The organism is Paenibacillus kribbensis, from assembly GCF_001705305.1.
GTDB lineage: Bacteria > Bacillota > Bacilli > Paenibacillales > Paenibacillaceae > Paenibacillus > Paenibacillus kribbensis_B.
The window spans coordinates 153,197-176,473 of sequence record NZ_MCBP01000003.1 but is presented as its reverse complement, the minus strand read 5'-3'; the positions used below and the strand labels follow the sequence as shown (position 1 = coordinate 176,473).

Sequence of the window (23,277 nt, the reverse complement as noted above, 5' to 3'; positions counted from 1 at the left end):
TTGCTCTTCCTTACAGCAGGCTCATGATTCGGTTTTGCTGCTGCCTTCCTCAGCATGCAGGATTTTGGCAAGCCACATGGGCGGATTGCGTGCCAGCATATGCTGGAGACGCTGGACCTGCTCCACAATGGAGCTGCCGTGGGCTACCTTCACAGGCATAATGGTCCGCTTGGTAACCTGTGCGGCGGCCGAAGCGCCGATCTGTACCAGGAAGATCAGGGCACAGTCCTCGATCAGGCCAATTCGGCTGGCAATCTTGCCCGCTTCGTGCTCATCGCTCCCTGGAGCTATCCGCCGATGCTCCAGGAACTGGACGCCTGAGAGCCGGATTTCGAATACAGTAAACATAGGACTCTGCCCAAAATGAGCATTCACAAGCACCCCGTCTTCCGTCGCAAATGCAACCTTCATCCTCCCTTCCCCCTCTCGGCAAGCAATACATTGCCCACCTTGTTCACCCACTCCATGGTCCCACGGTATCCGACGCTTACGGATGTGTGGGCACCCAGTTCGTCATACACCGGCAAGCCTGCCGGTACAAAGGAGGCGCCGGTCCGTGCCGCTCCCTTTCTTCCATGCGAATTGCTGATCCATAAATCCACGCCCTGCGCGCCCTCCTCTGCATCATCCAGATCACCTATCCAGACTTCCCGTTCTGTCTTTTGCAGCGCGGGCGTGCTGCAGGGTGCAATTAGCCGCTTCAGTTCCACTCCCATCTCCTCCAGCCAGGCTGCGGTCGACAGCAGATGATCCGGCTCAAGCGCCACTACAGCCGAAGCGCCGGAAAAATAGAAATGGGCATCCAGCATGCTGTCCAACAGATTTTCACGCTGCCAGCGAAAGCGGACGGGGGCCGACTCGCGACTGATCTTCTGCAGAAAATGTATGAACGCATCGCTCGCAGCCAAGCCAGACAGACCAGCGAACAAGTGGTAGGGAATGCCTGCGGCATGAGCCAGTCTGCGCGCCGGACGCTCCATGCTCGCGCCAATGGCAATGGTGCAGGAAGACTCAAGCATCTGGCAGGCTGAATCCAGCGGAGTTCCCCCTCTTGTTAAAGGGGAAAAGCCTGTCAGCAGATGACCGGACAAAGAAGTGGAAATATCGGGGAGCGTAATCACCTCCAGGCCGAAGGAGGCGATAATATCCTTGATTTCCATGACGTCTCCGGCTGTCAGATAAGAAGCTGGCAGCAGATTGACCTGCGTCCGGCGCTGTTTTTTGGGGGACTTGCCTCCAGTCGACACGAGTATGGCATCCATTAGCGACTCTACTGTGCTGGTGTAGCCCGTCTCCAGGGAACCGTGAAAATCAGGCAGCGATACAGAAAACAGCAGACTGTCCTTCAATGCCCGTTCTCGCTTGAACGCCTTTACCCTGGATTGAAAATCAACGCCTGCCACCTCGGTGAGGGCCGTGCTGATAACGCCGATGACATCAGGATGGTGCTTGGACCAGATATGATCCAGGGCCTCCTCCAGATTCCGGTCTGCGTCAAATATAACGTCCATCTCTTGCAGCGCAGAGGTCTGAACGGCGATCGGCTCTCGAAAATGGCGGGTCAGCAGCGCCTTGGAGAAGGCCGAGCAGCCCTGAGCTCCGTGCAGCAAAGGCATGGAGCGATATATCCCCTGCAGAGCCAGCACGCCGCCCAAAGGCTGTCCTACCTTGAGCGGGTTGACACTGACAGGCTTCGTGGCGGATTTAATCGGCAAATTCCGTCTCCCCCTCCCATGGAGCCAATTTGGCGGTCAGCTCCCATACCGGATGCTGCAGCGTATGCACAAGCTGTTTGGCCAGGGACAACAGCCCGTCATAGCCCGCATAGGCCTTGTGCCGCTCCTGATTGATGTCCACAAAAGGAATCTGCTCCTTAAGCGCCATATACATGTTCCGGCCTCCGGCAATGACCATGTCGGCCTTGCGGCTCCGCACGGTCTTGAGAATCTGCCGTGCGCCGCCTTCCGGGATGTATTCCACATCATCTCCGACCCGGGCAGCAATCCGGGATACATCCTCGGCAGTGCTCTTGTTCGTGCCTACACCCACCACCTTAATGCCAAGCTCCTGCAAAGCCGTAATAACAGACCAGCTCTTCACACCTCCGGTATAGAGCACTGCCCGTTTTCCTTTCAGTAGCTTGCGGTAGGGCTCCAGCTCCAGCGAAAGCCTCATTTCCTCCCGTGCGGCCAGCTTATCCACCCGTCGCTCCACATCTCGATCTCCGGTCAGGTAAGCCATCTGCCGCAGGGAATAACTCGTTTCCTTTGCCCCATAAAATGAACCTTCAAAATAAGGAATGCCGTATTTGCGCTCCATTTGGACCGCCAGACCCAGCAAAGCCCGGCTGCATACGACCATATTGGCCTTGGCACGGTGCGCCCAGCCTATCTCGCGGAACCGGCCGTCTCCGGTAATTCGGGACAGGATACTCATTCCCGTCTGCTGCATCAGCCGCTCGATATGCCACATCTCACCCGCAATATTGTATTCCCCGATGAGATTGACATCATGGGAGGTTGTCTGTTCCGGCTCGGTGGTGCCGATAATATGCTGGAACAGCACATCTCCGGCCAGCCGGGTCCCGAGATTCTTGCTGCCCACAAATCCCGGACTGTTCACCGGAATGATCGGCGTTCCCAGCCGCTCCGATTCAGCCTTGCAGACCCCCTCGATATCTTCACCGGTGAGGGCTGTGACACATGTTGTATAGACGAACACAGCCGGAGGTGCGAAACGGCTGACAATGTAGCGAATCGATTCATGCAGCTTTTGTTCACCGCCAAAAATGATATCCTGTTCTCCAAGATCAGTAGTGAAGCCATACGCCGACAACTCCGGACCGCTGGACAGGCTGCCTCTGCTCTCCCAGCTGTTGCCGAGACACGCCATCGGCCCGTGCACCAGATGAGCCGCATCTGCAATGGGAATCAGTGTAATCTGGGCCCCGTCAAAAGAGCAGCCACCCGAAGCCTCCCCCGGCACAGGCCGGGGACAGGGCGTGCTTTTGGGAATTTTGTTGCCGCAGGATATTTCCAGCCTTCCGCTAGGCACAGCCGCCTCCATCCGCACAACCCCCTTATTTCAGATAGAATCCATTGAAATCACAAGCCAAGCTGCCAATCTCCATCTACGCGGTACAGCAATTAGCGCACCAGATCAAAGCTGTGATCCGGAGCCTGCTCCTCCATGACATCCAGTATGGTATTCACGAATTGGGTAAGCAGATTCAGCGCACCCTGGTAGCCGATAATCGGATAACGGTGCATATGATGCCTGTCAAAGATCGGGAAGCCCACACGGAGCAAGGGAATTTTCGCTTCCTTGGCCGCAAACTTCAGATGGGAGCTGCCAATAGCCAGGTCCACCGGGTCCTCGAACAGCAGCGAACGCATATGCCACAAATCCTGACCGCAATGTACCGTTGCTTCTGCACCGTAGGGGCTGGACTTCAGTAGAAGCTCTGCTTCCTTCTCAAATTTCCGGTCCCCATTGGAGCAGACAATATGCACCGGCTCCATGCCCAGCTCCAGACAAAAGCCAATCAGGCCGATGAGCATATCCGGGTCTCCCGCCATAGCCACTCGTTTGCCGTGCAGATATGCATGCGAGTCCATCATGGCATCCACCATTCGGGCGCGCTCCTGCTTCAATGCCTCGGGAATTTCTCTTCCGGACAGACGGCTGATCTCTTCAAGCAGGCGATCTGTAGCGCGGATGCCCAGCGGCGTGGAGATGGAGGACACCTGCTGCCCCCAGGTTCGTTTCATATAGCCTAATGTTTTGCGAAGAGAGTGCTGCTGGATCGCCAACGTGCCGGCAGCATCTGCGGCCTTGGGTACATCCTCAAGCAGCGTTCCCCCGTAATAGTAGCTGTACTCTCCGGTTGCGCCTGAATCAAAATTACTGCTGTGGTCACCCAGAATGGTATACGGTACGCCAAACAGTCCCAGTATGCGCCGCATTTCTGCAAAATTGCCCGTATATCCGTCAAACCCGAACAGTACATTCAGCTTCAATTCATGTCCAGGCTGCGGCGTCCGGCCTGACTTGTTATACAGGGTTTCCAGCACAGAGCGCAGCATGGCATCATAGCCTGTAATATGTGAACCGGAGAAGCTGGGGGTATTGGCAAAAGGAACCGGCATATCCTCGGGAAAGGCTCCCTCCTGACGGGCATTAGCCAGGAAGGCAGACAGATCATCCCCGATCACCTCTGCCATACAGGTCGTGCATACCGCAATCATCTGCGGCTGATACAAGGCAATGCAGTTCTCCATCCCGTCAATCAGATTGCGCATACCGCCGAATACGGCGGCATCCTCGGTCATCGAGGTGGATACGGCAGGAACAGGCTCCTTGAAGTGGCGAGCGAGATGGCTGCGGAAATAGGCCGTACAGCCCTGTGAGCCATGAATGAACGGGAGCGTTTTCTCGAAGCCCAGCGCAGCCATGACCGCTCCCAACGGCTGACAAGCCTTGGCCGGATTCACGACTACGGCTGTACGGGCGAAATTCTTGTCCTTGTATTCCTTGGTCTTGGTGTACTCCAGGGTGGAAGTAACCTCCTCCGGCGAGCAAGGTGCCTCGAAGGCTCGTTTTCCCTCACGCTGGCGCACATACTTTTCCTGCCGAAACAGCTGATTGTGATCGACAATATTCAGGCGCTCGCTCATACCGACACCTCCGCAGTCTGCCGGGACGGCAGCAGGCTCCATACTGGACTGTTGATGGTCATATCCATATCACGCGCAAAAATCTTGAAGCCGTCAAAGCCATGATAAGGCCCGCTGTAATCCCAGGAGTGCATTTGACGGAAGGGAATGCCCATTTTGTGATACACATATTTCTCCTTGACTCCGGCACCCATCAAGTCAATATTCAGCCGCTGGGCCAGTTCCTCCAGCTCGTAGGCCGTTGGATCATCGTACAGAATGGTGCCTTCCTTTACATCGGGATACGTCTTTTCGTAATCATCCTTATGGGCAAATTCATAGCCTGTAGCTACAATTTCCATACCCAGATCCTCATAGGCACCGATGGTATGCCTTGCCCGCAGCCCGCCAATCAGCAGCATCACCTTTTTGCCTTCCAGACGGGGGCGGTATTTACGGATAACCGCCTCCATCTGCGGCATGTATCGGGCGATGACCTGCTCACATTTCTCCTGAATCGTCTCGTCAAAACGGGCGGCAATCGCCCTTAGGCTCTCCACCGTCTTGGTCGGGCCAAAGAAGTTATATTCCATCCAGGGAATTCCGTATTCCTGCTCCATTGTTGAGCACATATAATTCATTGAACGATGACAATGAATCAGATTGAGCTTGGATTTATGGGCAATCCCCAGCTCATTGATCGTACCGTCACCTGACCACTGCGCTATGACCCGCAGTCCCATTTCCTCCAGCAGTATGCGCGAGGCCCAGGCATCACCGCCGATATTGTAATCCCCGATAATGGACACATCATAAGGCCCGCACTCCTTCAATTCCCGGCGCCCCATCAGAAAATCGCGGATCGCATCATTGGCAATGTGATGGCCCAGAGACTGACTCACCCCGCGAAAGCCCTCACAGCGCACAGGAATGACCGGAATGCCAAGTTCCTCTGTCATCTTCTTGGCCACAGCTCCGATATCATCACCAATCAGTCCAACCGGACATTCGGATTGCACGGAGATGCCTTTGGCCAGCGGGAACATCTCCTTAATTTCCCTACAGATCACCTCCAGCTTCTTATCTCCGCCGAACACAATATCCTTTTCCTGAAAGTTGCTTGTAATCTGCATGGCGGTAAAATTGTTGATGCCCAATATCCCATTCGCATAATTGCGCCGGGTGCCCCAGCTGTATTGTCCGCAGCCGATGGGACCATGGCTAATGTGCACCATGTCTTTAATCGGGCCCCATACCACGCCCTTGGACCCTGCATAGGCACAGCCTCTCGCCGTCATGACGCCGGGTCGTGATTTCATGTTGGACTTGATGGAACAGGTTCCGCAGTTTACAAGCTCCTCATCCGCAATCTCAAAATGCTTGCTCCGGTCCTTCTTTGCCTTCTTGGGGTATACCTCCAGTATCTCCTCTACGATCTGCTTTCCCTTATCTACAATACTGCTCATTTGGCCTATTCCTCCCTCCTGCAAGCTGCGCGTTCAGTTCCCCCATCATCACACGATGATTCCGGCATTAAGCCTTCTGGCTGCGGCCTACTGCCCCGACGCCTCGGCTTTGTTCATTGCAGTCTCTTCATCCTCAATAATGCCGAATTCCATCAATAACTCCTCCAGCTCTTCCATGGAAATAGGAGTGGGAACCGTTAGCATATCGTTATTCAAAATTTTACCTGCCAGCTCTTCATACTCCGCAGCCTGCTTATGGTCCGGGTTGTATTGGGTAACGGTCATACGGCGCAGCTCAGCGTGCTGCACAACATTGTCACGCGGCAAAAAGTGGATCATCTGCGTGTTCAGCCTTCTCGCAAGCTCTGTAATCAATTCCGCTTCCCGGTCCGTATTCCGGCTGTTGCAGATTAAGCCACCCAAACGCACTCCGCCGCTGTTGGCGTACTTCAGTATCCCGCGCGCAATATTGTTGGCAGCGTACATAGCCATCATCTCGCCTGAGCATACGATGTAGATTTCCTGAGCCTTCTTCTCCCGGATCGGCATGGCGAAGCCCCCGCACACGACGTCGCCCAGTACATCGTAGGACACGAAATCCAGCCCTTCGTAGGCCCCCTCTTCCTCCAGAAAATTAATGGCCGTGATGATGCCGCGCCCTGCACAGCCGACACCGGGCTCTGGCCCGCCGCATTCCACATTCAGAATGTCACCGAAGCCCTTCTGGACAACATCCTCCAGCTCCAAATCCTCCACCGTGCCCCTTTCAGCCGCCAGATGCAGTACTGTCTGTTGGGCCTTCGTATTCAGAATAAGACGGGTGGAGTCTGCCTTGGGATCACAGCCAACGATCATAATTTTTTGCTTGAATTTGGTCGCGAGCTGAGCCAGTGTATTCTGCGAGGTTGTCGATTTGCCGATACCGCCCTTACCGTAAAACGCAATTTGTCTCATATTTTCTCAGCCTCCAAAATGTTCAATGGGTGAATGCTTACTTCCCTTACTGCTTTGTACAGGATACATATAACGTAGAAATCTTACGTATTCCAAAACGGATTCCTCAATATCTCCGCCACATACAATAGGCAGTACGCCAGCTTCCTGCAGTGCCTCTTTGGGGGCTTCGCCTATGCCGGACGACAGCAGCAATGCACAGTCATGCACCATGGAAAGGATCTCCTTCATCGTCTCAGCCTTGTCCCCATTGCAATCGGCTTTGCCGTGACAGTAGGATTGCACCTTGCGAATGCCTACGAAATGTACAATATTCCCGTCGCTTTCATAGATCATGAACTCCTTGGCACGGCCGAAATGCTGATTCACCTTTCCTCCGCCACGGCTGGCCACGGCGATCAGGACCGGCTTTGAGGCATAGCTTGCTTTAGGCTGACCTCCCGATAACGGACAGCTGCAGCCAGCCCCGGTTGACGATTGCTTACGGCCCGATTGTCCCTCCTTGCGTTCCATTTTCACTCTCACCTTCTCATCCAGTTCTTTCTGAAATTGTGCCCTTGCCCCTTCATCCATAGGAGGAGCAGCCGCTATGTTCTCCCATGTAAAATCCTGATTGCGATCATCACCCAGCAGTCCAATCGCATCCGCCCTGCACTGACGGCAATGGCGCATAATGACGGCTCCCGCGTCGGCACATTGCTCCTGCAGCTGCCGGACCAAACGGGGACGGGGTGCCCGCATCCCTTCCTGCTCATACCGGCTGCCGGGAGCGATGATGAGCGGCATAATGTTGTGAAGCACCGCACCGTGCTCCTTGACCACCCTGGCTACCTCCGGCAGATGGGTATCATTGACTTCGGGAATCAGCACCGAGTTCACCTTGCACAAAATGCCTCTGGAAGCCAGCATCTTCAAGCCTGCCAGCTGGCGGTGAATCAACAACCGTGCGGCCTCCTCTCCCGCATAGCGTTTTCCTTCATCGTAAACCCATCCATAAATGCGGCTCCCCACGGCTGGATCTACAGCATTGATCGTGATCGTGACATGTGAAATGCCCAACTCTACAATCCTGTCGACATGTCTGATCAAGGTAAGGCCATTCGTACTGAGACAGAAAATGACATCCTTAACTGTCTCACGGACCCGGCGGAAGGTATCGAAGGTTGCGTCCGCATTGGCCAACGGATCTCCAGGTCCCGCAATGCCGACGACGGACAGCTGCATGAGCTGTGCCGCTACGCCATAGGTCTTGCGTGCCGCCTGTTCCGGCGTGAGCAGTTCACTGACAACGCCGGGACGACTTTCATTGACGCAATCGAATTTGCGGTTGCAATAATGGCACTGAATATTGCAGGCCGGAGCTACCGGAAGATGAATGCGCGCAAAGTAGCGATGCGCCTCTTCGTTATAACAGGGATGTCGTCTGAGGGTTTCTAATGCTAAGGGGGTCTCCGAGAGATCAGCTAAAGAGTCCATTCATTTCCTCCTTTCCACGTTATATTCCCTTACACAAATCTCTTGTTTTTTCTGGAATATAATTACATCTTAGAGACAGAGGCCATTCCAGTCAATTCGCTTCTCCATGAAATCTCTGACATTTGTCCTCATTTCACATATGTGTCATTTTTTACGTTAGATAAGATATCATATCTTTAACATGTGTGCGGTTACATTTCATTTTCTCAATGGCACAAAGCCAAAAAAAGAGAGTCCGTACATACGGTTCTCCTGATAAAAGCAGGATTTTGCAAAATCCTCCCCTACACATACATTCACCAGCAATCTGTTGCTAACGCTGTAAAAATGCAAATAGGCTATCCCGAATGCTCAAGAATATCTTGAGAGGATAGCCCGTTTATTCTAAATTCAGCAACTATAATTTTGCATCTATTTCCGCCCCATCAACTTTCGCTCCACCGACTTCCTTTTCATCCATCTTCGTTGCATCAATCTTCGATGCCTCTGCCTCATCCGCTTCGTCGCTGCTATCTTCCTCCATCAAAGCTCTTGGTGTGTAGAGCTTGGGAATCGGCACGTTCGCCCAATCCATATCGGATGCAAAGTAAAAGCTCGTGTAGGACGGCTGGTTGTAGCCGGTATTTTGACGCGCTACATCCGCCCGGTACTGCGGATCATGCATCAACGTGTATAATTTATGCGTCGTAGGCTCGGTGCTCAAATAGATACGGATCGCCGAGCTATCCGCTGTACGGACAAGCATTTCCTCGCGCCAATCTCCGAAAACGTCGGCTACCAGTGATGGTGTTCCTTTGGTATAGTTGTTCGTTTTGGTGCCTGTTGCGGTCAGCAATGTGCCTCGTTTCCAATCTTCAATGGTTGGGGTTACGTCGATCGCCCCGTTCACGATTTGTGTGGTCATATTAGCGGCCCATTTGATGCTCATATTAGTGCCTGGCATCTTCGTATCAAGCTGCTTGCCCGCCGCAGTCCACAAGCCCATGGCCCAGGTTTCCAGCCCTCGCTGATCCGGGTCTATGTCACCGACCATTCCACGGCCTGTATCCTTGCCGGAATATCCGCCGTAGATGACTTTACCCGTCTTGGCATCTCGAAGCGAATAGCCATACGGAGCATAGGTTCCACCCTCATGCACCATAAAGATTTCTTTGCCCGGCCGATCCGGGTCAATATCGGTCACATGCAGCGCATCGCCGTGTCCCAGTCTGGCGGTTTGACCCGGAATCGCGCTTTCAGGGGGCATAACATCAAAAGAGCTGTACAGCAGACTGCCGTCATGGTCGATGGTAGCAGAGCCGTATACGATCTCGTCCTTGCCGTCACCATCTACATCCACCACACTCAGTGAATGCGCTCCCTGTGTGGTCAAAGTACCGAATTTCGGGTCCGTTCCGTCCCGTCCGTGCGGACTATCGTTAAACGGATTGGTCATCGGTGCCCAGCCACTGTCTACCATCCAATGCTTTTGGAGATGACGGCCGTCCCATGTATAGGTGACCAGCGTGGAACGGGTATAATAGCCGCGTGCAAATACAGCATAAGGCTTGCGACCATCCAGATAAGCCACCCCAGCCAGGAAACGATCCACACGGTTGGCAGGTTCAATCCGGGCCATGGCATAATCCCCCCACATAAGACCATCGTCATGACGCTCCGGCTCATAGCGGATGGTTTCCAGCTCAGCTCCCGTTTTTCCTTTGAAAATGGTCAAATACTCCGGTCCATCCACAATGAAGCCTTCGAACTCTCTCAGCTTGTTTTTGTCGCTTCGCGAAGGGGCGTATACATCCATAAAATAGTCCGTCAGGCTTTCCGCATCCTTTCGGGATAACGGATAGCTGTACTTTGGAGCAATACCAAAGCACTCCTCCAGCGTAGCAGGCCACTGCCCCTTGACCACTTCTTCATGCTTCGTCCAGTTCATGAACATGTTCACTACATGCTCATAGTAATCCGTACGGCTCAAACGATAATCATCCTGATGTGTAATTCCAGCTTTGCGATCCTCACGGGGCAAGGTAATATACTTTTCTTTTTTCGGCTTGCCCTTCTTGTCAAAGGTAATCGTTTTGGTCCCCGGAGCCGTCTTGAACATCAGCTCGGCTTTGCCGTCTCCGTCAAAATCGTACACCATCATCTGTGTATAATGTGCACCTGATCGAATATTCACACCGAGGTCAATCCGGTACAACAGCTTGCCCTCGAACGTATACGCATCGACATACGTATTTCCGGTATAACCTTTCTGAGATACATCTTTGGAATTCGACGGGTCCCATTTTACAAAAAATTCATATTGTCCGTCTCCGTCCACATCTCCAACGCTCATATCGTTGGCTGAGTAGGTATAGGCTTCACCTGCGGGTGTTACGCCATCGGCCGGCTTTTGAAGAGGAAGCTCATAGTAGCCCTGCTGCCATGGCTTCACTTTGTCGCTGCGATCCTTTTCCCGTCCGTTAACAACCGATGCCACCCTGTACACCGCATTTCCGGTGCCTTCCTTATCGAGATAGTTGGTGCTGTCGGTCACCGTCGCAATTTTCTTGCCGTCACGGTATACGTTAAAATCCGCTCCCGTCAGCCCTGTTGGGCCATAGCCACTCACTTCCTGGGCCAACAACCGCCAGCTTAAAAATACACCCTCCTGCGTCACCGCAGCCACCAGTCCGCGATTCAGCTTTTCCAGCTGGATGCTGCCGCTACGATTCTGTTCAGCAGCGATTGCTGATTCCGCCTGTAGCGTCGCCGGTTCGGACAAGTCTTCCGCAGCCACTCCTCCAGTCATACCCGTCATCGCCAGCATCGCTGCCAACGCGGCGGTCAAGCTTCCCTTTCGCCATGCGCCTTTCCTTTGAGTCATCCAAGTCGTCCTCCTCGATTGTATTGTGATGACAAGCAAATCCCCATAATGATTGCGCTTACATAACTTGAATTCCTTTTTTATTATAGTTTTGCCATTCTCCCAAAAGCGTTTAAATATCCGGGGATTCCTCTACACAAATCCGTGTTGTTCTATAACTACGAGCTCTTTCAGAAAAAGCTAAACAACCGTTCCCTGGTTGAATACCGGGAAACGGTCGCTGCATGGTGATTTTTTTCTCTTGTCTACTTGACGGAATTATGACTAATGTTGCCGCTTGCACCCTCTCTGACTGTGCCAGCTAATCAGGAAATATGCGTGCCGGCTATTCCCCTGAGGGCCGAAACGGCATCTTCGATTGAACATATAATCGTGTGTTTTCCTTGTTCTGCAAATGATATAGCCGCTTCTATCTTCGGTCCCATACTGCCTGTGGAGAAATGTCCCTCCTGAACATACTGTTTGGCTTCCTCCATACTGATATGGCCTAGCACCTGCTGCTCCGGCTTTCCGTAATGAATGAAAACATTTTGCACGTCTGTCACCATCATGAAGATATCGGCGTTCGCTTCTTCGGCCAATTTGCGGCCGCTGCGATCCTTGTCGATTACCGCTTCGACGCCTTTAATCGTGCCGTCCGTTTGCCTGATAACCGGAATACCTCCACCTCCGGAAGCAATGACAATCGCTCCGCTCTCGACAAGCTTCATAATGGTTTCTGACTCCAAAATAGACTGCGGCTGCGGCGAAGGAACGACGCGACGCCATCCCCGGCCCGCATCTTCACTCATGTTCCAGCCTTTCTTCTGAATCATTTGCCTGGCTTGCTCTTCGCTGTAGAAGGTGCCGATTGGCTTGGTCGGATGCAGAAAGGCTTCATCTTCCTCGGATACCTGCGTTTGTGTCAGCACACTGACGACCTGCTGCGTCAGGCCCCGCTTCCGCAGTTCATTCTTCAAGGATTGATCGAGCATGTAACCGATCAATCCTTGAGACTCCGCACTGCATACGTCTAACGGAAAAGGAGAGACAACTTCTTTCGCTTCTTCATTTTGCTGCAAAATCAATCCCACCTGCGGACCATTGCCATGTGTAATGACGACTTTGTAGCCCGCTTCCACGATATCAGCAATCTTTTCACTGCTGCTGCGTACATTTTCAAGCTGGTTCTCATAGGTTGCTTCTTGGTGAGGCCGCAAAATGGCGTTGCCCCCCAATGCAATCACAACTCGTTCTGACATGTTCATACCTCCTTAGGGCCATGATGGCATTGGCGATCCCGAATACCGTATCGATCCCGGAGCTGTGTCCGGTTTGCAGCAATAGCGAAAGCCTGGTTTGAAAATAGGATGCATCCTTCATAACCATCGCGTTCAACACCCGGGTTACCTTGTCGCTGAATCGGCCGTGCAGCGCATGGAGCAAATAAGCTTTGCTTACATCTGTCGTAATTGCTTCTGTTTCCAAAATATGACGCAAGATGGTCAATAACTCTGGATGAAAAGCGCCGGTCAACCTATGAACGGCCAACAATCCGATAAGGAAATCATCTCCCGACGGCGTCAGTCCTGGCCCACGCCCCAGAAAATACCGCAAAGGCGGCTCGATGGCTCGAACCTCGCCGGATAACAAGGCGTCAAGCAATTGTTCCGCATGCCGTACCGTAGTGTACTGCGGATCATCCGGTCTATAATCTTTCGCGAGAAAACGGTTCCATTCCATGTCGAGTCCCGTCGGCACACCCCAAGTGAGGCATGTTTTCACTAATGTATCAACGTGAAATAAATCACGAAAACTACAGTAGTAACCGGTACGGATTTCATAATGGAACGGCGCGGCTTGCGAAAGATCAAGCGTCACCGGGTATTGGGGATGATAGAATTGAAGCATGTCCGGCGTCCCGGCAACGACTCCGTCATTACACTTGACATAAAAACGCAGCCTGCTGACGCTTTCTTGTCCCATATGAATACCGAACGGAACTCTACCGTTCTTCGTTGTCCCGACAAAAATCAACGCGTCTTCCATAGCCAGGTTGATTCCATTCTCGAAAATGCTGTGGACACGGCCAATCGGCCTCCGGGAGAGGAGTGCCGTAAGCTGGGCGTGAATCTCCTCTCCCATGAGACAAGATGTATAAAGCGACGCTTTACAGAAGTCCAAGCTTCGACGCATAAGCTTCAAGCGCCTTCTCAAAGCATTCGACAGGCGGACGAACTGTACCGGCGCCGATCTGCCCCACACCCGGTTCTTTGTGGGCAATACCGGTATTAATGACTGGCGTAATTCCCGTTTCCACTACTTTTCTGGCATCAATACCGAGGCAAATTCCACGGAAGTTCCAGGTCGGAACAGTAAAGTTCGGGTTCTGGTCGATAGAGATTTCGACCATTTCATTGCTCGTTGCCAAGGCATCTTGAAATCCTCCGGCCCCGACGAACCGCGTAACGCCTGGAGCCGCAATCATCGCCATCCCCCCGACGCCAAACGTTTCCGTAATCGCGCTGTCGCCGATGTCCGGATTGGCGTCCACTTGCGAAAAGCCGGTAAAGAACAGCCCCTGCGGTGTATTTACAGGTGCGGTAAACCATTCGTCTCCCATGCCGCTGATGCGGATGCCAAAATCCTGTCCATTCCGGCACATGGCGGTTACGACCGTGCCTGCTTTGATGGTGCGGGCCCCATCCATTACAGCCTTGGAAGCTGCCATCATGATATTCAGGAAGAATTGATCGGTATCCGCCAAAAATTTGATAACGCTTTGCATCTCCTGCTTGTCCAAATCAAGATTAACGATATAAGGGCTGATTTCTTTCAAAAAGACGAGCGAAGCGGCAATATTGCGTTGATGGAATTCATCCCCCATCGTAATGGCTTTCGCGATCATGACATTCAGGTTAAGACCTTCCTTCGTCGCCTTAAGCGCCCGCGAAAGCGTCGGGCCAAGCACATCCTTCATCCATGTCAAGCGGGTAATAACTTCTTCTGAATAAGCGCCGAAGCGAAGCACCTTGCCGATGCCTTCGTTCATGATGCAGTAAGCCTCATTGCCTTCGGAACGGTTGTTGACTACGAATACCGGCATATTACCGGATGTGATTCCTCCCATAGGACCGACTGCCTTGACATGGTGGCACGGGATGAAATGGATATCGCCCCGTTCTAACATGCTGCGGGCCTCCATTTCATCCTTCGCCCAGCCCTCGAATAAAGCAGCACCTACGCACGAGCCTTGCATGGGGCCTGTCATGTCCTTATATGCTATCGGCGGGCCCGCATGCAGCAGCGTCTTGCCTTCCAACTCCGGAATGACGGTATATGCCGGTACTACATCGACGAGAAACGGCGCTCCGCCAGCAATTTTGTCAATAACCGCCCGATTGGCTTCATCAATAGTCTGATATTTCATATGAGATTCCCTCCTGGCCGTTCATCTGCAACGTTGATTGTTCAACATAGACGCAGTTCATAGGCAGTTGATTTATCGTTAACTCGTAAACCGGTAATCTTTTAATTGGTCTAATATTCGCTGCATCTTCACGCTGCCGCCCGCAACCGGTCTCCAGTCGTACTGGATCGCCGGAGCACCGCTTGCAGTAATGGATTCTGTAAATTTTCGCAGCCCCACATTAATGACAGACGGCTTCCCGGCAAGCAACGCTTCGATTGCGGCAGAGGCGGAGAACGCCTCGGGAGCGGCCGTTGTTGCAGGACGGTGTGCCTTCGGCACGTCTTCGAGACTGAGTTGCATCATGGCCAGCACCGTGCGCACTGCCTGGTTGTTGCTCTCTTTGACTAACACGCCCGCCTGTTCGAACTTGCGCTTCTGCTCTGCATAAGACTGCGGATCTTGATGGGTGCCGCACAGAGCAGCTACAAAATAGAGGTTGCGCCCTTCCGTCTTCGCCTTAGCTGCGGCTTTCTCAATAGCCGGAGCCAGCACACCCGCCACGTCGTCATGACCGCCGTACCCCAGCACGACGTCGAATAAAATGACCGCGGTGGCTGGATCTTGCGCAGCCTTCTCAATATGCTGAATCCGGGTAGCCGGATCAATCATCGGATGCGGCTTGCCTTGTGTGTACATATCGTCGCCTAAGTCAACGATGGCATGACCGTTTGATCTGAGGACATAACCCGCTTCATGGATAAGTCCATCCTTCAGTTGAAGGGCATCCGCGATGAGCATGGCCGCCTCGGCAGCTAATGTGCCGCCTGCATACAAACCCTGAATCGAGGTTTGTCCCGGATTCAATGCTGTCTTCGGCACATCGATCGGCAAGCTATATAGCGGCTGCACGGCGGCACCTTTTGCCAGATCAATCGCAATCATCGCCGCTTCCTCCAACGTGTAAGCCTCATAGACATTCCCTTCATGTGCAGACGGTTTCTCTCCAAGGAAGAGAGTGACCACCGGCTTCGGCAGCCCCTGCAGCTGGCTTACGACCTTCTCGCGCACCGCCTTGGCCGGCGGCTTGGAAATAATGACGATTACCTCGGTCTGGTCGTTATGCGCCAGTCCGCGGATACCGTCCAGCATCGTAATCGCTCCGATAGTCTCCGAGAGGTCTCGACCCCCGGTGCCAATCGCGTGACTGATGCCGCCGCCCATGCGGTCGATCAGCGTAGTCACCTCCTGGATGCCTGTGCCCGATGCGCCGACGATACCGATATTGCCCGCTTTCACCCGATTCGCGAAGGCGAGCGGAACGCCCGATATAATACCTGTACCGCAATCAGGGCCCATCACGAGCAGCCCTTTATCATGTGCCTTCTGTTTCAGGCTCAATTCTTCTTCTACCGGTACATTGTCACTAAAAATAAAGGCATGCAGTCCGTAATCGAGCGCTTTGTCCGCTTCTGTCGCCGCGTATTGACCTGGTACCGAAATAATGGCCAAGTTGGCATTCGGGTTCTCCTTCAACGCGCGCTCCCACGAGCGCACGCTCTCCATTGAGGACTGGCTGCTGCTAACGGATTGATCGCTTAAGAAGCTGTCAACTGCGACGAGAATATCATCCAGTCCGTTGTGCGTCTCGGTATCGATGACAATGCACATGTCGTTGGCCCCGGCTGGCTCCAGTTCATCCGTATACAACCCGGAATTGCGCATAATGTCTTTGTTGGCCGGCGTCCCCATCATGATAGACGCTTGCATCACACCTTCAAGCGCAGAAATATAATTGGTCAGAAGCATCAAATTGACCGAATCTTGATACGAATTTTTTTTAATGATCGTATGCAGCATTCCTGGTTCACCTCACTTGTCCGTTTTGATTAATTGACATTTCTTATCATGCAGGTGTTACGTTGCAAATGGATCTTTATGGTCATAAGTGTTGTTATGAACGACATCGGATACGAGATAGTTATATACCTCGTCTACAATCTCAATGCCGTTAGCTTCGTTCTCCTGCTCGATCAGGTCATAATTCTGTCCCGGATAGAGAACCCGCTCAAAGCCAGGCGCCGGATGAATGCCGTTCAAATCACTCATCGTCTTCGAAATGTTGCGCCGGAACGTATCCAAATCGGTAAAAAAGGACGGGTTAATCACAATATGAAGCTGGCCCAGATTGCGGCCTTCGGTCAGGTCGTGGTACATAGAGCTGACCTGATTGCCGAACGGTAAACCAAGAAGGATACCGGACAGCACATCGACCATCATCATCAGTCCGTACCCTTTTGGCCCTGCAATCGGAAGCAGTGCGTGTACTTTAAACGGGTCATCCGTCCTTACGCCCTGTTTATCCACCGCCCATGTATCCGGAATCGGCTCGTGCTTTGAACGGGCATGCAAAATCTTTCCCCATGCCTGGACGGTAGTCGCCATGTCAAAGGTAATGAGCTCGCTGCCCTCCCCTGGCGCGGCGAAGGCAATCGGGTTCGTGCCGTAATAAGGCTCGGCCCCGCCGAAAGGCACGACCATCGGATCGGATTGGCAGACCGAAATGCCAATTAGCCCTTCCCGTGCCGCTTGCTGTACATAGTAAGACAGGGAGCCGCTGTGCCCGATACGTCTTACCCCGACTACGGCGACACCATTTTCCTTGGCGATATTCACTGCCTCTTGCATCGCCTGCTTGGCCGCCACATGCCCGGCTCCGTTATCCCCGTCGAAGACGGCGGAGCATGGCCCCTCCTTCTTGAACACAAAACGGGGATTCACGTTCGTTCCGCCTTTCGCAATGCGCTCCGCATAATATTCGACACGCATGGCCCCATGCGAGTGAAGACCGCGGGCATCGGCATGAACGAGCACGTCCGCCACCACATCCGCATGGTCGACAGACAATCCGGCGCGGGACAATTTGGTTCGGATAAGCTCATGCAGTATTCGTTTGGTTACTCTCATGTCAATCCCCTCTTTGCACGTATTCCACCTTTTGCTGCCGATTCGGACAGCAACAAAAGGCGGTCAATTCCTGTCCCTTATAGGGACGCATCCCGATTGCAATCTTTGGAATACAAGTAGGCGAACGGCTCTCTGCCTACAGCGTAGGTCGCTTGCGGCACATAAGGCCCCATATACAGGTAATCTCCTTTTTTAATCGGAATCCATTCATTGTCCAGGTTATATACGCCTTCACCGGACAGCATAATCGCCCCATGCTCCTGATAATGCGTCTCCACAAACGGATGACAGCCGCCCGGTTCAAATGACAGAATATGAAAATTCATATCAAATGCAAGATCAGTTGGAAGTAAGTCCTGCAGCTTTACATTCGTCATGCCGTCGTAATCGATCTGCTCAAGATCGTGCACGTTCCCTGAAACAACCCATGGAAAAGAGACATTTCCTTCAAGCGGCGTATATTTCTGCTTGTACAAAAACAACCGGGTATCTTCAGCCTGCTCGTTCTTCAAGTACAGCTTCACGCCCGGCGGACAATACAAGTACCCGCCTTCCTGCAGCGAGTATGATTCTTCATCCGCAGAAGCCTTCACCCGCCCTTCCATACAGTACACGAATGTTTCCACGCCAGCTTCGCCGAAGCCTTGCTCGTTCTTGCCCCCCTCGTGCATCGTCACCACATAATCGACGAATTTGGCACCAAGACGCGGGGAAGCCAGTATCGTCAAATCGCATTGTTCAAAGCCGGGCACAGTATTTTTAACCAAACCTTCCGGCGGAATTAAGGCGAAGTTGCCACGCTTGATAATGGAACGGCTCGATAACAAATCTTTTGGATAACCCATGTTACACACTCTCCTTTTTTTAATGAACCCGGTTCCAGAATGGATTTTACAATTGCAGATGTTGAAAGCCGAGAAACTTTAAGATATCTGAGGCTTCTTCTTCATATTGGCCAGCAGCATTACTGCCGCCCCGATGACAATGATGATCGTCGCCAGATAGAAGCCCAATACCTTGCTGCCCGTCGCATCGGATATGAGACCGGTGACGAAGGGAGCAACAACAGATGAAATCATGCCGAAGAAGTTGAAGAAACCAAACGTTGCCCCTACCCCTTGCTTTGGCGCGATATCCGCCACATACGAGATTAAGACAGGCTCGACGGCAAGCTTGCCAAGAAAGCCGTAAAGCACAAGGCAGACGATAAGCAAGGTGCTCGTATTTACCGAAACAGTCAAATATAACATTGCCGCAGCCAGCAGTTCCAAAATGATAATGAACGTAATCTTCTTGTGCATAAACTTGTCGGACAGCCGGCTGAATAGCAGGGCTCCGGGTATGGCGCTGAAGGCAACCAAAGCAGCTGCAAAGCCGATGGCTGACCCTTGAAAGCCCCGTTCATTCTGTAAATAAGATGGAAGCCAGGTCACGATCATGTAATATCCGTAGCAGGTCGCAAAATAAAGCACATAGGACGCAATCATCTTCGGATTGGCTAACAGCCGTTTGAATGTCGCCTTATCTTGAGCCTCCTCATCCGTGCCCTCCGCAGCCGTTTTTGACGGCGTCGCGGTCTTCCTGATATTCTTGGCAAACACCAGCATTAAGCTGAAGGCCAGGCCTGCCGTAATAAAGAGCAGCACCCGCCAATTCCAGCCGGCATCCTTCACAAGGAAGCTTGAGCCAATGAGACCTATGGCCATGCCAATGGCGGAACCGCTGTTAATGATCGCCGTGGAAATGCCGCGCTTCTCCTTGGGGATCGTCTCCGACGAGAGGGAATATGCCGGACCATAATAAGTACCCTGTCCCAATCCCGTGACGAAGCTCGCTACCAATATGAACATGAGCGAGGTAGAGAATCCAACCAGCAGAGCCCCGACGGTGAACAGGATGAATCCCGGTATAATAATCGACTTCCGTCCGAACCTATCCGCCAGCATCCCTGACGGAATTTGCATCATCGTATAGGCAAAGAAAAATACACTGAAGATAAGACCCATGCTCGCATCTGATGTCACATTCAAATCTCGTTCAATTTCGGGAAGAATCGGATTCAAGATCGTGCGATAAATCCAAATTACTGTCCATCCAAGACAAAGCATGACGATGACTTTTTTCCAATATTCCGACTTTCCTTGTTGGCCTGCGTCCCTCACATTTATCACTCTCCTCAGCGCAAATCGATTTGTGCCTGCCTGCTTGTCCTGTTTTTCGCTGCAATCATGCTTGATACGCCAGCTCATACAGCGCATGGGTCAAAGCTTGAACCCCGTCTGCAAGATGTTCCGGGCGGGTATACTCTTCCGGATTGTGGCTGATTCCATTGCGGCTTGGAACGAACAGCATCGCCGTAGGCACAAACTTCGCCATAATCTGAGAATCATGACCTGCTCCACTATGCATCAGCTTGAACGGAATATTATGTTCCTTGCATTGCCGTTCCAATACGTCGAGAATCCGGCGATCCATCGGGACAGGGTCCTCATCCATCCACATGTCTATCTCCAATTCCACCCCGCTTGTTCTGGCGGTGAGTTGCATCAACTCTGTCACCTCGTCCGTGAATCGGATCAGCTCCGCTTTGTCCGTATGACGAATATCCAGGGTGAACAGCGCTTTGCCCGGCACGACATTCACCACGTTCGGCTTCACTTCGATCTTGCCGACCGTTGTCACCAGCGGATCGCCATGCGCTTGTGCCAGGTCCAGAATTTGTTTAATCATCCGGCTCGCTGCATAAACGGCATCTTTGCGGTATCCCATCGGCGTCGTGCCGGCATGATTCGCCTCTCCTGCAATCTCGACTGTAAAGCGCCGCTGCCCAACAATGCTGTGGACGACGCCGACTGACAGACCTTCGTGCTCCAAGACGCTGCCTTGCTCAATATGCAGCTCGACAAACGCTGTAATATCGGTGCGCGGCTCAGCCGACTCATCGCGAAAACGGAATCCCGCTTGCTCCATCGCTTTCATAAACGGAAAGCCATTGAAATCCGCAATTTCCTGAACATCCTCCTTTTTTGCCACACCGGCAAGGTTTTTACTACCCCAGAAGGCATAAGGAAAGCGGCTGCCTTCTTCTTCTGCGAACGATACCACTTCCAAAGTACGCAGCGGTTGACCATACTGCTGCTTCAAGGCCCGCATCGCCATCAAAGCGGCAATAATGCCATATTGCCCGTCATACTTTCCGCCATTGCGAACCGTGTCTACATGGGAACCGCTCATAATCGTTTGATCCGGGTATCGGCTTCCTTCCAACCGTCCGTACAAGTTGCCGATCTCATCGTAATACGTGCTGAACCCTTCCTCTTGCATGTACTGCTCCAGTGCTTTCTGTGCAGCCGTCCACTCCTTGGAATACAGCAGGCGCGAGACGCCTCCAGCCGGGTCATGGCCGAATTGGCTCAACCACTCGACAAGGCGAACGGTTTCCGTTTGGATCTTATCCATGATCTTATCTGTCCCTTCTTTAAGATGTGCGCGTTTTCCAAGCGGGATAATCGGTATTTTACTTATCCGTGGCGCAACCTTTCAGAGGTTGTTCAAACAGTCCACTTTTGATTGCGAAACACGAAGTAGGAAGTGACCTTTTGAACTCGCACTTTTTAAGGCCATTTTTTGCTTGCATAGTAATTGTAAACGCTTAAAAAGGGAATAACATCGAGGTATCCCGATAAAAAGAGACCCGTCTTTTTATCCATATCGGATAAATGGACACCAAAAAAGCTCCGCTTCACGGGAGCTTCTTCCCCCTCATGAAGCGGAGCCTGAATAGAAAGGCCATATTCTACTCTACTCACACGTTTGCATGATCTAAATGCCAAGTGACAGGATTATCGCCAATCAAGACGAGAATTTTCAAGCCGACTTGCACAGACAGCACCTCATCCGGATCTTCCAGATCAATGCCTGTAATTTCCTTGATGCGTTCAATCCGGTAGGTCACTGTTTTATAATGGACGTACAGCTCCTCGGCTGTTTTGGCGGCGTTTTGATGGTGCTGCAAAAACGTTTGCAGCGTTTTGATTAAATCCTCCCTGTTTGGCTGCTTGTAGGCAAGCAATTTTTTTAACGAGGGCGGAATAAATTTCGCCAGCTCTCCGGCGTCCTCGATTTGACAAAGCAAGCGGTATATACCCAAATCCGAAAAGGCCGCGATTGCGGAACTGCCATTCATCATCGTCCCAAGCTGTAAAGCGTCCTGGGCTTCCTTATAGCTGCGGGGCAGCTCCGTTATCGAATGGGCCGCACTCCCGATGCCGACCTGCAAGTTGAGATGCTGAAAGCTTTTATAAAACATTTTCTGAATGCGCTCGGCTGCTTTCTTTATCGTGCGCAAGCAGGCTGATTTGTCTTCTTCGGCGCTTTCCACATTCCACAAAACAATGAGTTGATCGCTCCGGCTTCGGATGGTGCCTTCCGGAACCTGCTGATGAATGAATTCATACAGCATACGCTGATATGGATTATGTAGTCCATACAGATCTGTTTTCATCGCATCGTATCCATCCGCGGCCCGCAAGCGGAACAGTACGACGACATATGTCTTGTTCAAATCCCAGCCGATCAAATTGGCCCGCTGATATACGCTCTGCAGTGATTCAATTTTGGCATGCAGCAGATCATCGATTAAGTCATCTTTGAATTTCATTTCTACTTCAGCTACGGCATATTGCTTGACGAGATCGAGCGACAAGGAAGTGGCCGCGTTTTCAATCGCAATGAAATCAAGCGCTTCTACTGTTTTGCACGTTTCATGAATAACGAGATGAATCTTGATATGATTCACTGTTTCAACCGGAATGACAAAATGGTTGCACATTCGGCCGTCCCAATCCGGATAGTTCACTCGCTGCCGATAAAAAGGGAACTCCGTATCCATCCGGGCAGTATCCGCTTCCTCGTGTTCCAGCACTTCAAACTGTACCAAATGAGGATCGGTCGACGATATGGGGTGGAAGTTCCGATCATATAAAGTCACAGGATTGCCAATCAGCTTTCTTAAGGAAGCAATAATATGTTCAGAGCCTTTATTAGCAAGTGTAAGCGCAATAAATTTGTCATGGGCTTCCTTAAAGTATTTGAGCTTTACCACTTGGTTGTTAAAAAGGGCTTCCATCACCGGATATATGATCTCTCGGTAAGGGACTTGCTTCGGAATCTGAATAACGGGCAGATGGAGCGTCTCCGACGCTTCGATGATGCCGGAAGGAATGTCGTGTACAAATCTCCCAGTTTTTATAATTAATGCGCTTGCTTGTTTTTCGGATAACTGGGCCATAAAAGCTTTCTGTTCGCTAACATTGTAGGATTGCAGCGGATACAGACTGCTTAGCAGCAATTCTCCCCCGCTAATCCACTCGGCGATATCCGGCGCCTCTATAATTGTCACTCCGCGAATCGGATTGTTCAGGCCCTGCTTGCCACTGATGACGAACGCTTGCTTTAGTGTATCGATTAGAAACAAATCCTTTACCTTGAATTCCATCATTTCCGGCT

At 52.1% G+C, this 23,277-nt stretch carries 17 protein-coding genes; all 17 read right to left on the bottom strand.

The window, feature by feature from the left end; genetic code table 11:
• Positions 1–21: 21 nt before the first annotated feature.
• The 17 genes from BAZ21_RS06755 to BAZ21_RS06675 all read right to left on the bottom strand — a co-directional run bounded on the left by BAZ21_RS06755 (position 22) and on the right by BAZ21_RS06675 (position 23,266).
• Positions 22–411 (bottom strand): NifB/NifX family molybdenum-iron cluster-binding protein, encoded by a 390-nt coding sequence (locus tag BAZ21_RS06755; protein ID WP_068498347.1) that lies wholly within the window; start codon positions 409–411, stop codon positions 22–24.
• Positions 408–1,715 (bottom strand): nitrogenase iron-molybdenum cofactor biosynthesis protein NifN, encoded by a 1,308-nt coding sequence (gene nifN, locus BAZ21_RS06750; RefSeq protein ID WP_068498345.1) that lies wholly within the window; start codon positions 1,713–1,715, stop codon positions 408–410. The genes BAZ21_RS06755 and nifN overlap by 4 nt, the downstream gene beginning before the upstream one ends.
• Entirely contained in the window at positions 1,705–3,066 is a 1,362-nt protein-coding gene (gene nifE / locus BAZ21_RS06745) for a nitrogenase iron-molybdenum cofactor biosynthesis protein NifE (RefSeq protein WP_068498343.1), read from the bottom strand. Before nifE ends, nifN begins: the two co-directional genes overlap by 11 nt.
• An 80-nt stretch (positions 3,067–3,146) precedes the next feature.
• Positions 3,147–4,676: a nitrogenase molybdenum-iron protein subunit beta gene (gene nifK / locus BAZ21_RS06740; RefSeq protein WP_068498339.1), complete on the bottom strand. Its 1,530-nt coding sequence runs from the start codon at positions 4,674–4,676 to the stop codon at positions 3,147–3,149.
• Positions 4,673–6,121 (bottom strand): nitrogenase molybdenum-iron protein alpha chain, encoded by a 1,449-nt coding sequence (gene nifD / locus BAZ21_RS06735; RefSeq protein ID WP_068498338.1) that lies wholly within the window; start codon positions 6,119–6,121, stop codon positions 4,673–4,675. Before nifD ends, nifK begins: the two co-directional genes overlap by 4 nt.
• 87 nt (positions 6,122–6,208) lie before the next feature.
• Positions 6,209–7,075 (bottom strand): nitrogenase iron protein, encoded by an 867-nt coding sequence (nifH, locus tag BAZ21_RS06730; RefSeq protein WP_007429042.1) that lies wholly within the window; start codon positions 7,073–7,075, stop codon positions 6,209–6,211.
• Between the two features lie 6 nt (positions 7,076–7,081).
• Positions 7,082–8,551 (bottom strand): nitrogenase cofactor biosynthesis protein NifB, encoded by a 1,470-nt coding sequence (gene nifB / locus BAZ21_RS06725; RefSeq protein ID WP_068498336.1) that lies wholly within the window; start codon positions 8,549–8,551, stop codon positions 7,082–7,084.
• Between the two features lie 397 nt (positions 8,552–8,948).
• Positions 8,949–11,414, bottom strand: coding sequence for a rhamnogalacturonan lyase (locus BAZ21_RS06720; protein ID WP_068498334.1), 2,466 nt, complete (start codon positions 11,412–11,414; stop codon positions 8,949–8,951).
• Between the two features lie 305 nt (positions 11,415–11,719).
• Positions 11,720–12,655 (bottom strand): carbamate kinase, encoded by a 936-nt coding sequence (arcC, locus tag BAZ21_RS06715; RefSeq protein WP_068498332.1) that lies wholly within the window; start codon positions 12,653–12,655, stop codon positions 11,720–11,722.
• On the bottom strand, positions 12,585–13,538 hold the full coding sequence (locus BAZ21_RS06710) for a DUF2877 domain-containing protein (RefSeq protein ID WP_305119088.1): 954 nt from the start codon (positions 13,536–13,538) through the stop codon (positions 12,585–12,587). The genes arcC and BAZ21_RS06710 overlap by 71 nt, the downstream gene beginning before the upstream one ends.
• Positions 13,539–13,563: 25 nt before the next feature.
• Positions 13,564–14,823 carry a YlbE family protein gene (locus tag BAZ21_RS06705; protein ID WP_068498328.1) on the bottom strand — a complete coding sequence of 420 codons (1,260 nt, stop codon included), beginning with the start codon at positions 14,821–14,823 and terminating at the stop codon, positions 13,564–13,566.
• A gap of 78 nt (positions 14,824–14,901) precedes the next feature.
• Positions 14,902–16,662, bottom strand: a complete 1,761-nt coding sequence (fdrA, locus tag BAZ21_RS06700; RefSeq protein ID WP_068498327.1) for an acyl-CoA synthetase FdrA — start codon at positions 16,660–16,662, stop codon at positions 14,902–14,904.
• A 57-nt stretch (positions 16,663–16,719) separates the two neighbouring features.
• Positions 16,720–17,769, bottom strand: a complete 1,050-nt coding sequence (gene allD / locus BAZ21_RS06695; protein WP_068498325.1) for an ureidoglycolate dehydrogenase — start codon at positions 17,767–17,769, stop codon at positions 16,720–16,722.
• A gap of 77 nt (positions 17,770–17,846) precedes the next feature.
• Positions 17,847–18,614 (bottom strand): (S)-ureidoglycine aminohydrolase, encoded by a 768-nt coding sequence (gene allE / locus BAZ21_RS06690; RefSeq protein ID WP_068498323.1) that lies wholly within the window; start codon positions 18,612–18,614, stop codon positions 17,847–17,849.
• Between the two features lie 78 nt (positions 18,615–18,692).
• Positions 18,693–19,931, bottom strand: coding sequence for an MFS transporter (locus BAZ21_RS06685; protein WP_068498322.1), 1,239 nt, complete (start codon positions 19,929–19,931; stop codon positions 18,693–18,695).
• A 64-nt stretch (positions 19,932–19,995) separates the two neighbouring features.
• A complete protein-coding gene (gene allC, locus BAZ21_RS06680) occupies positions 19,996–21,228 on the bottom strand; it encodes an allantoate deiminase (protein WP_068498319.1) in 1,233 nt (410 codons plus the stop codon).
• Between the two features lie 346 nt (positions 21,229–21,574).
• Positions 21,575–23,266 carry a PucR family transcriptional regulator gene (locus BAZ21_RS06675; protein WP_068498316.1) on the bottom strand — a complete coding sequence of 564 codons (1,692 nt, stop codon included), beginning with the start codon at positions 23,264–23,266 and terminating at the stop codon, positions 21,575–21,577.
• Positions 23,267–23,277: the final 11 nt, after the last annotated feature.

Coding starts and splice junctions, on each gene's coding strand:
- allC (WP_068498319.1), bottom strand. CDS start 21,228: ATGGATAAGATCCAAACGGAAACCGTTCGCCTTGTCGAGTGGTTGAGC.
- nifD (WP_068498338.1), bottom strand. CDS start 6,121: ATGAGCAGTATTGTAGATAAGGGAAAGCAGATCGTAGAGGAGATACTG.
- nifK (WP_068498339.1), bottom strand. CDS start 4,676: ATGAGCGAGCGCCTGAATATTGTCGATCACAATCAGCTGTTTCGGCAG.
- nifE (WP_068498343.1), bottom strand. CDS start 3,066: ATGGAGGCGGCTGTGCCTAGCGGAAGGCTGGAAATATCCTGCGGCAAC.
- BAZ21_RS06675 (WP_068498316.1), bottom strand. CDS start 23,266: ATGGAATTCAAGGTAAAGGATTTGTTTCTAATCGATACACTAAAGCAA.
- BAZ21_RS06755 (WP_068498347.1), bottom strand. CDS start 411: ATGAAGGTTGCATTTGCGACGGAAGACGGGGTGCTTGTGAATGCTCAT.
- BAZ21_RS06710 (WP_305119088.1), bottom strand. CDS start 13,538: ATGGGAGAGGAGATTCACGCCCAGCTTACGGCACTCCTCTCCCGGAGG.
- allE (WP_068498323.1), bottom strand. CDS start 18,614: ATGGGTTATCCAAAAGATTTGTTATCGAGCCGTTCCATTATCAAGCGT.
- fdrA (WP_068498327.1), bottom strand. CDS start 16,662: ATGCTGCATACGATCATTAAAAAAAATTCGTATCAAGATTCGGTCAAT.
- nifH (WP_007429042.1), bottom strand. CDS start 7,075: ATGAGACAAATTGCGTTTTACGGTAAGGGCGGTATCGGCAAATCGACA.
- BAZ21_RS06720 (WP_068498334.1), bottom strand. CDS start 11,414: ATGACTCAAAGGAAAGGCGCATGGCGAAAGGGAAGCTTGACCGCCGCG.
- arcC (WP_068498332.1), bottom strand. CDS start 12,655: ATGTCAGAACGAGTTGTGATTGCATTGGGGGGCAACGCCATTTTGCGG.
- nifB (WP_068498336.1), bottom strand. CDS start 8,551: ATGGACTCTTTAGCTGATCTCTCGGAGACCCCCTTAGCATTAGAAACC.
- BAZ21_RS06705 (WP_068498328.1), bottom strand. CDS start 14,823: ATGAAATATCAGACTATTGATGAAGCCAATCGGGCGGTTATTGACAAA.
- allD (WP_068498325.1), bottom strand. CDS start 17,769: ATGAGAGTAACCAAACGAATACTGCATGAGCTTATCCGAACCAAATTG.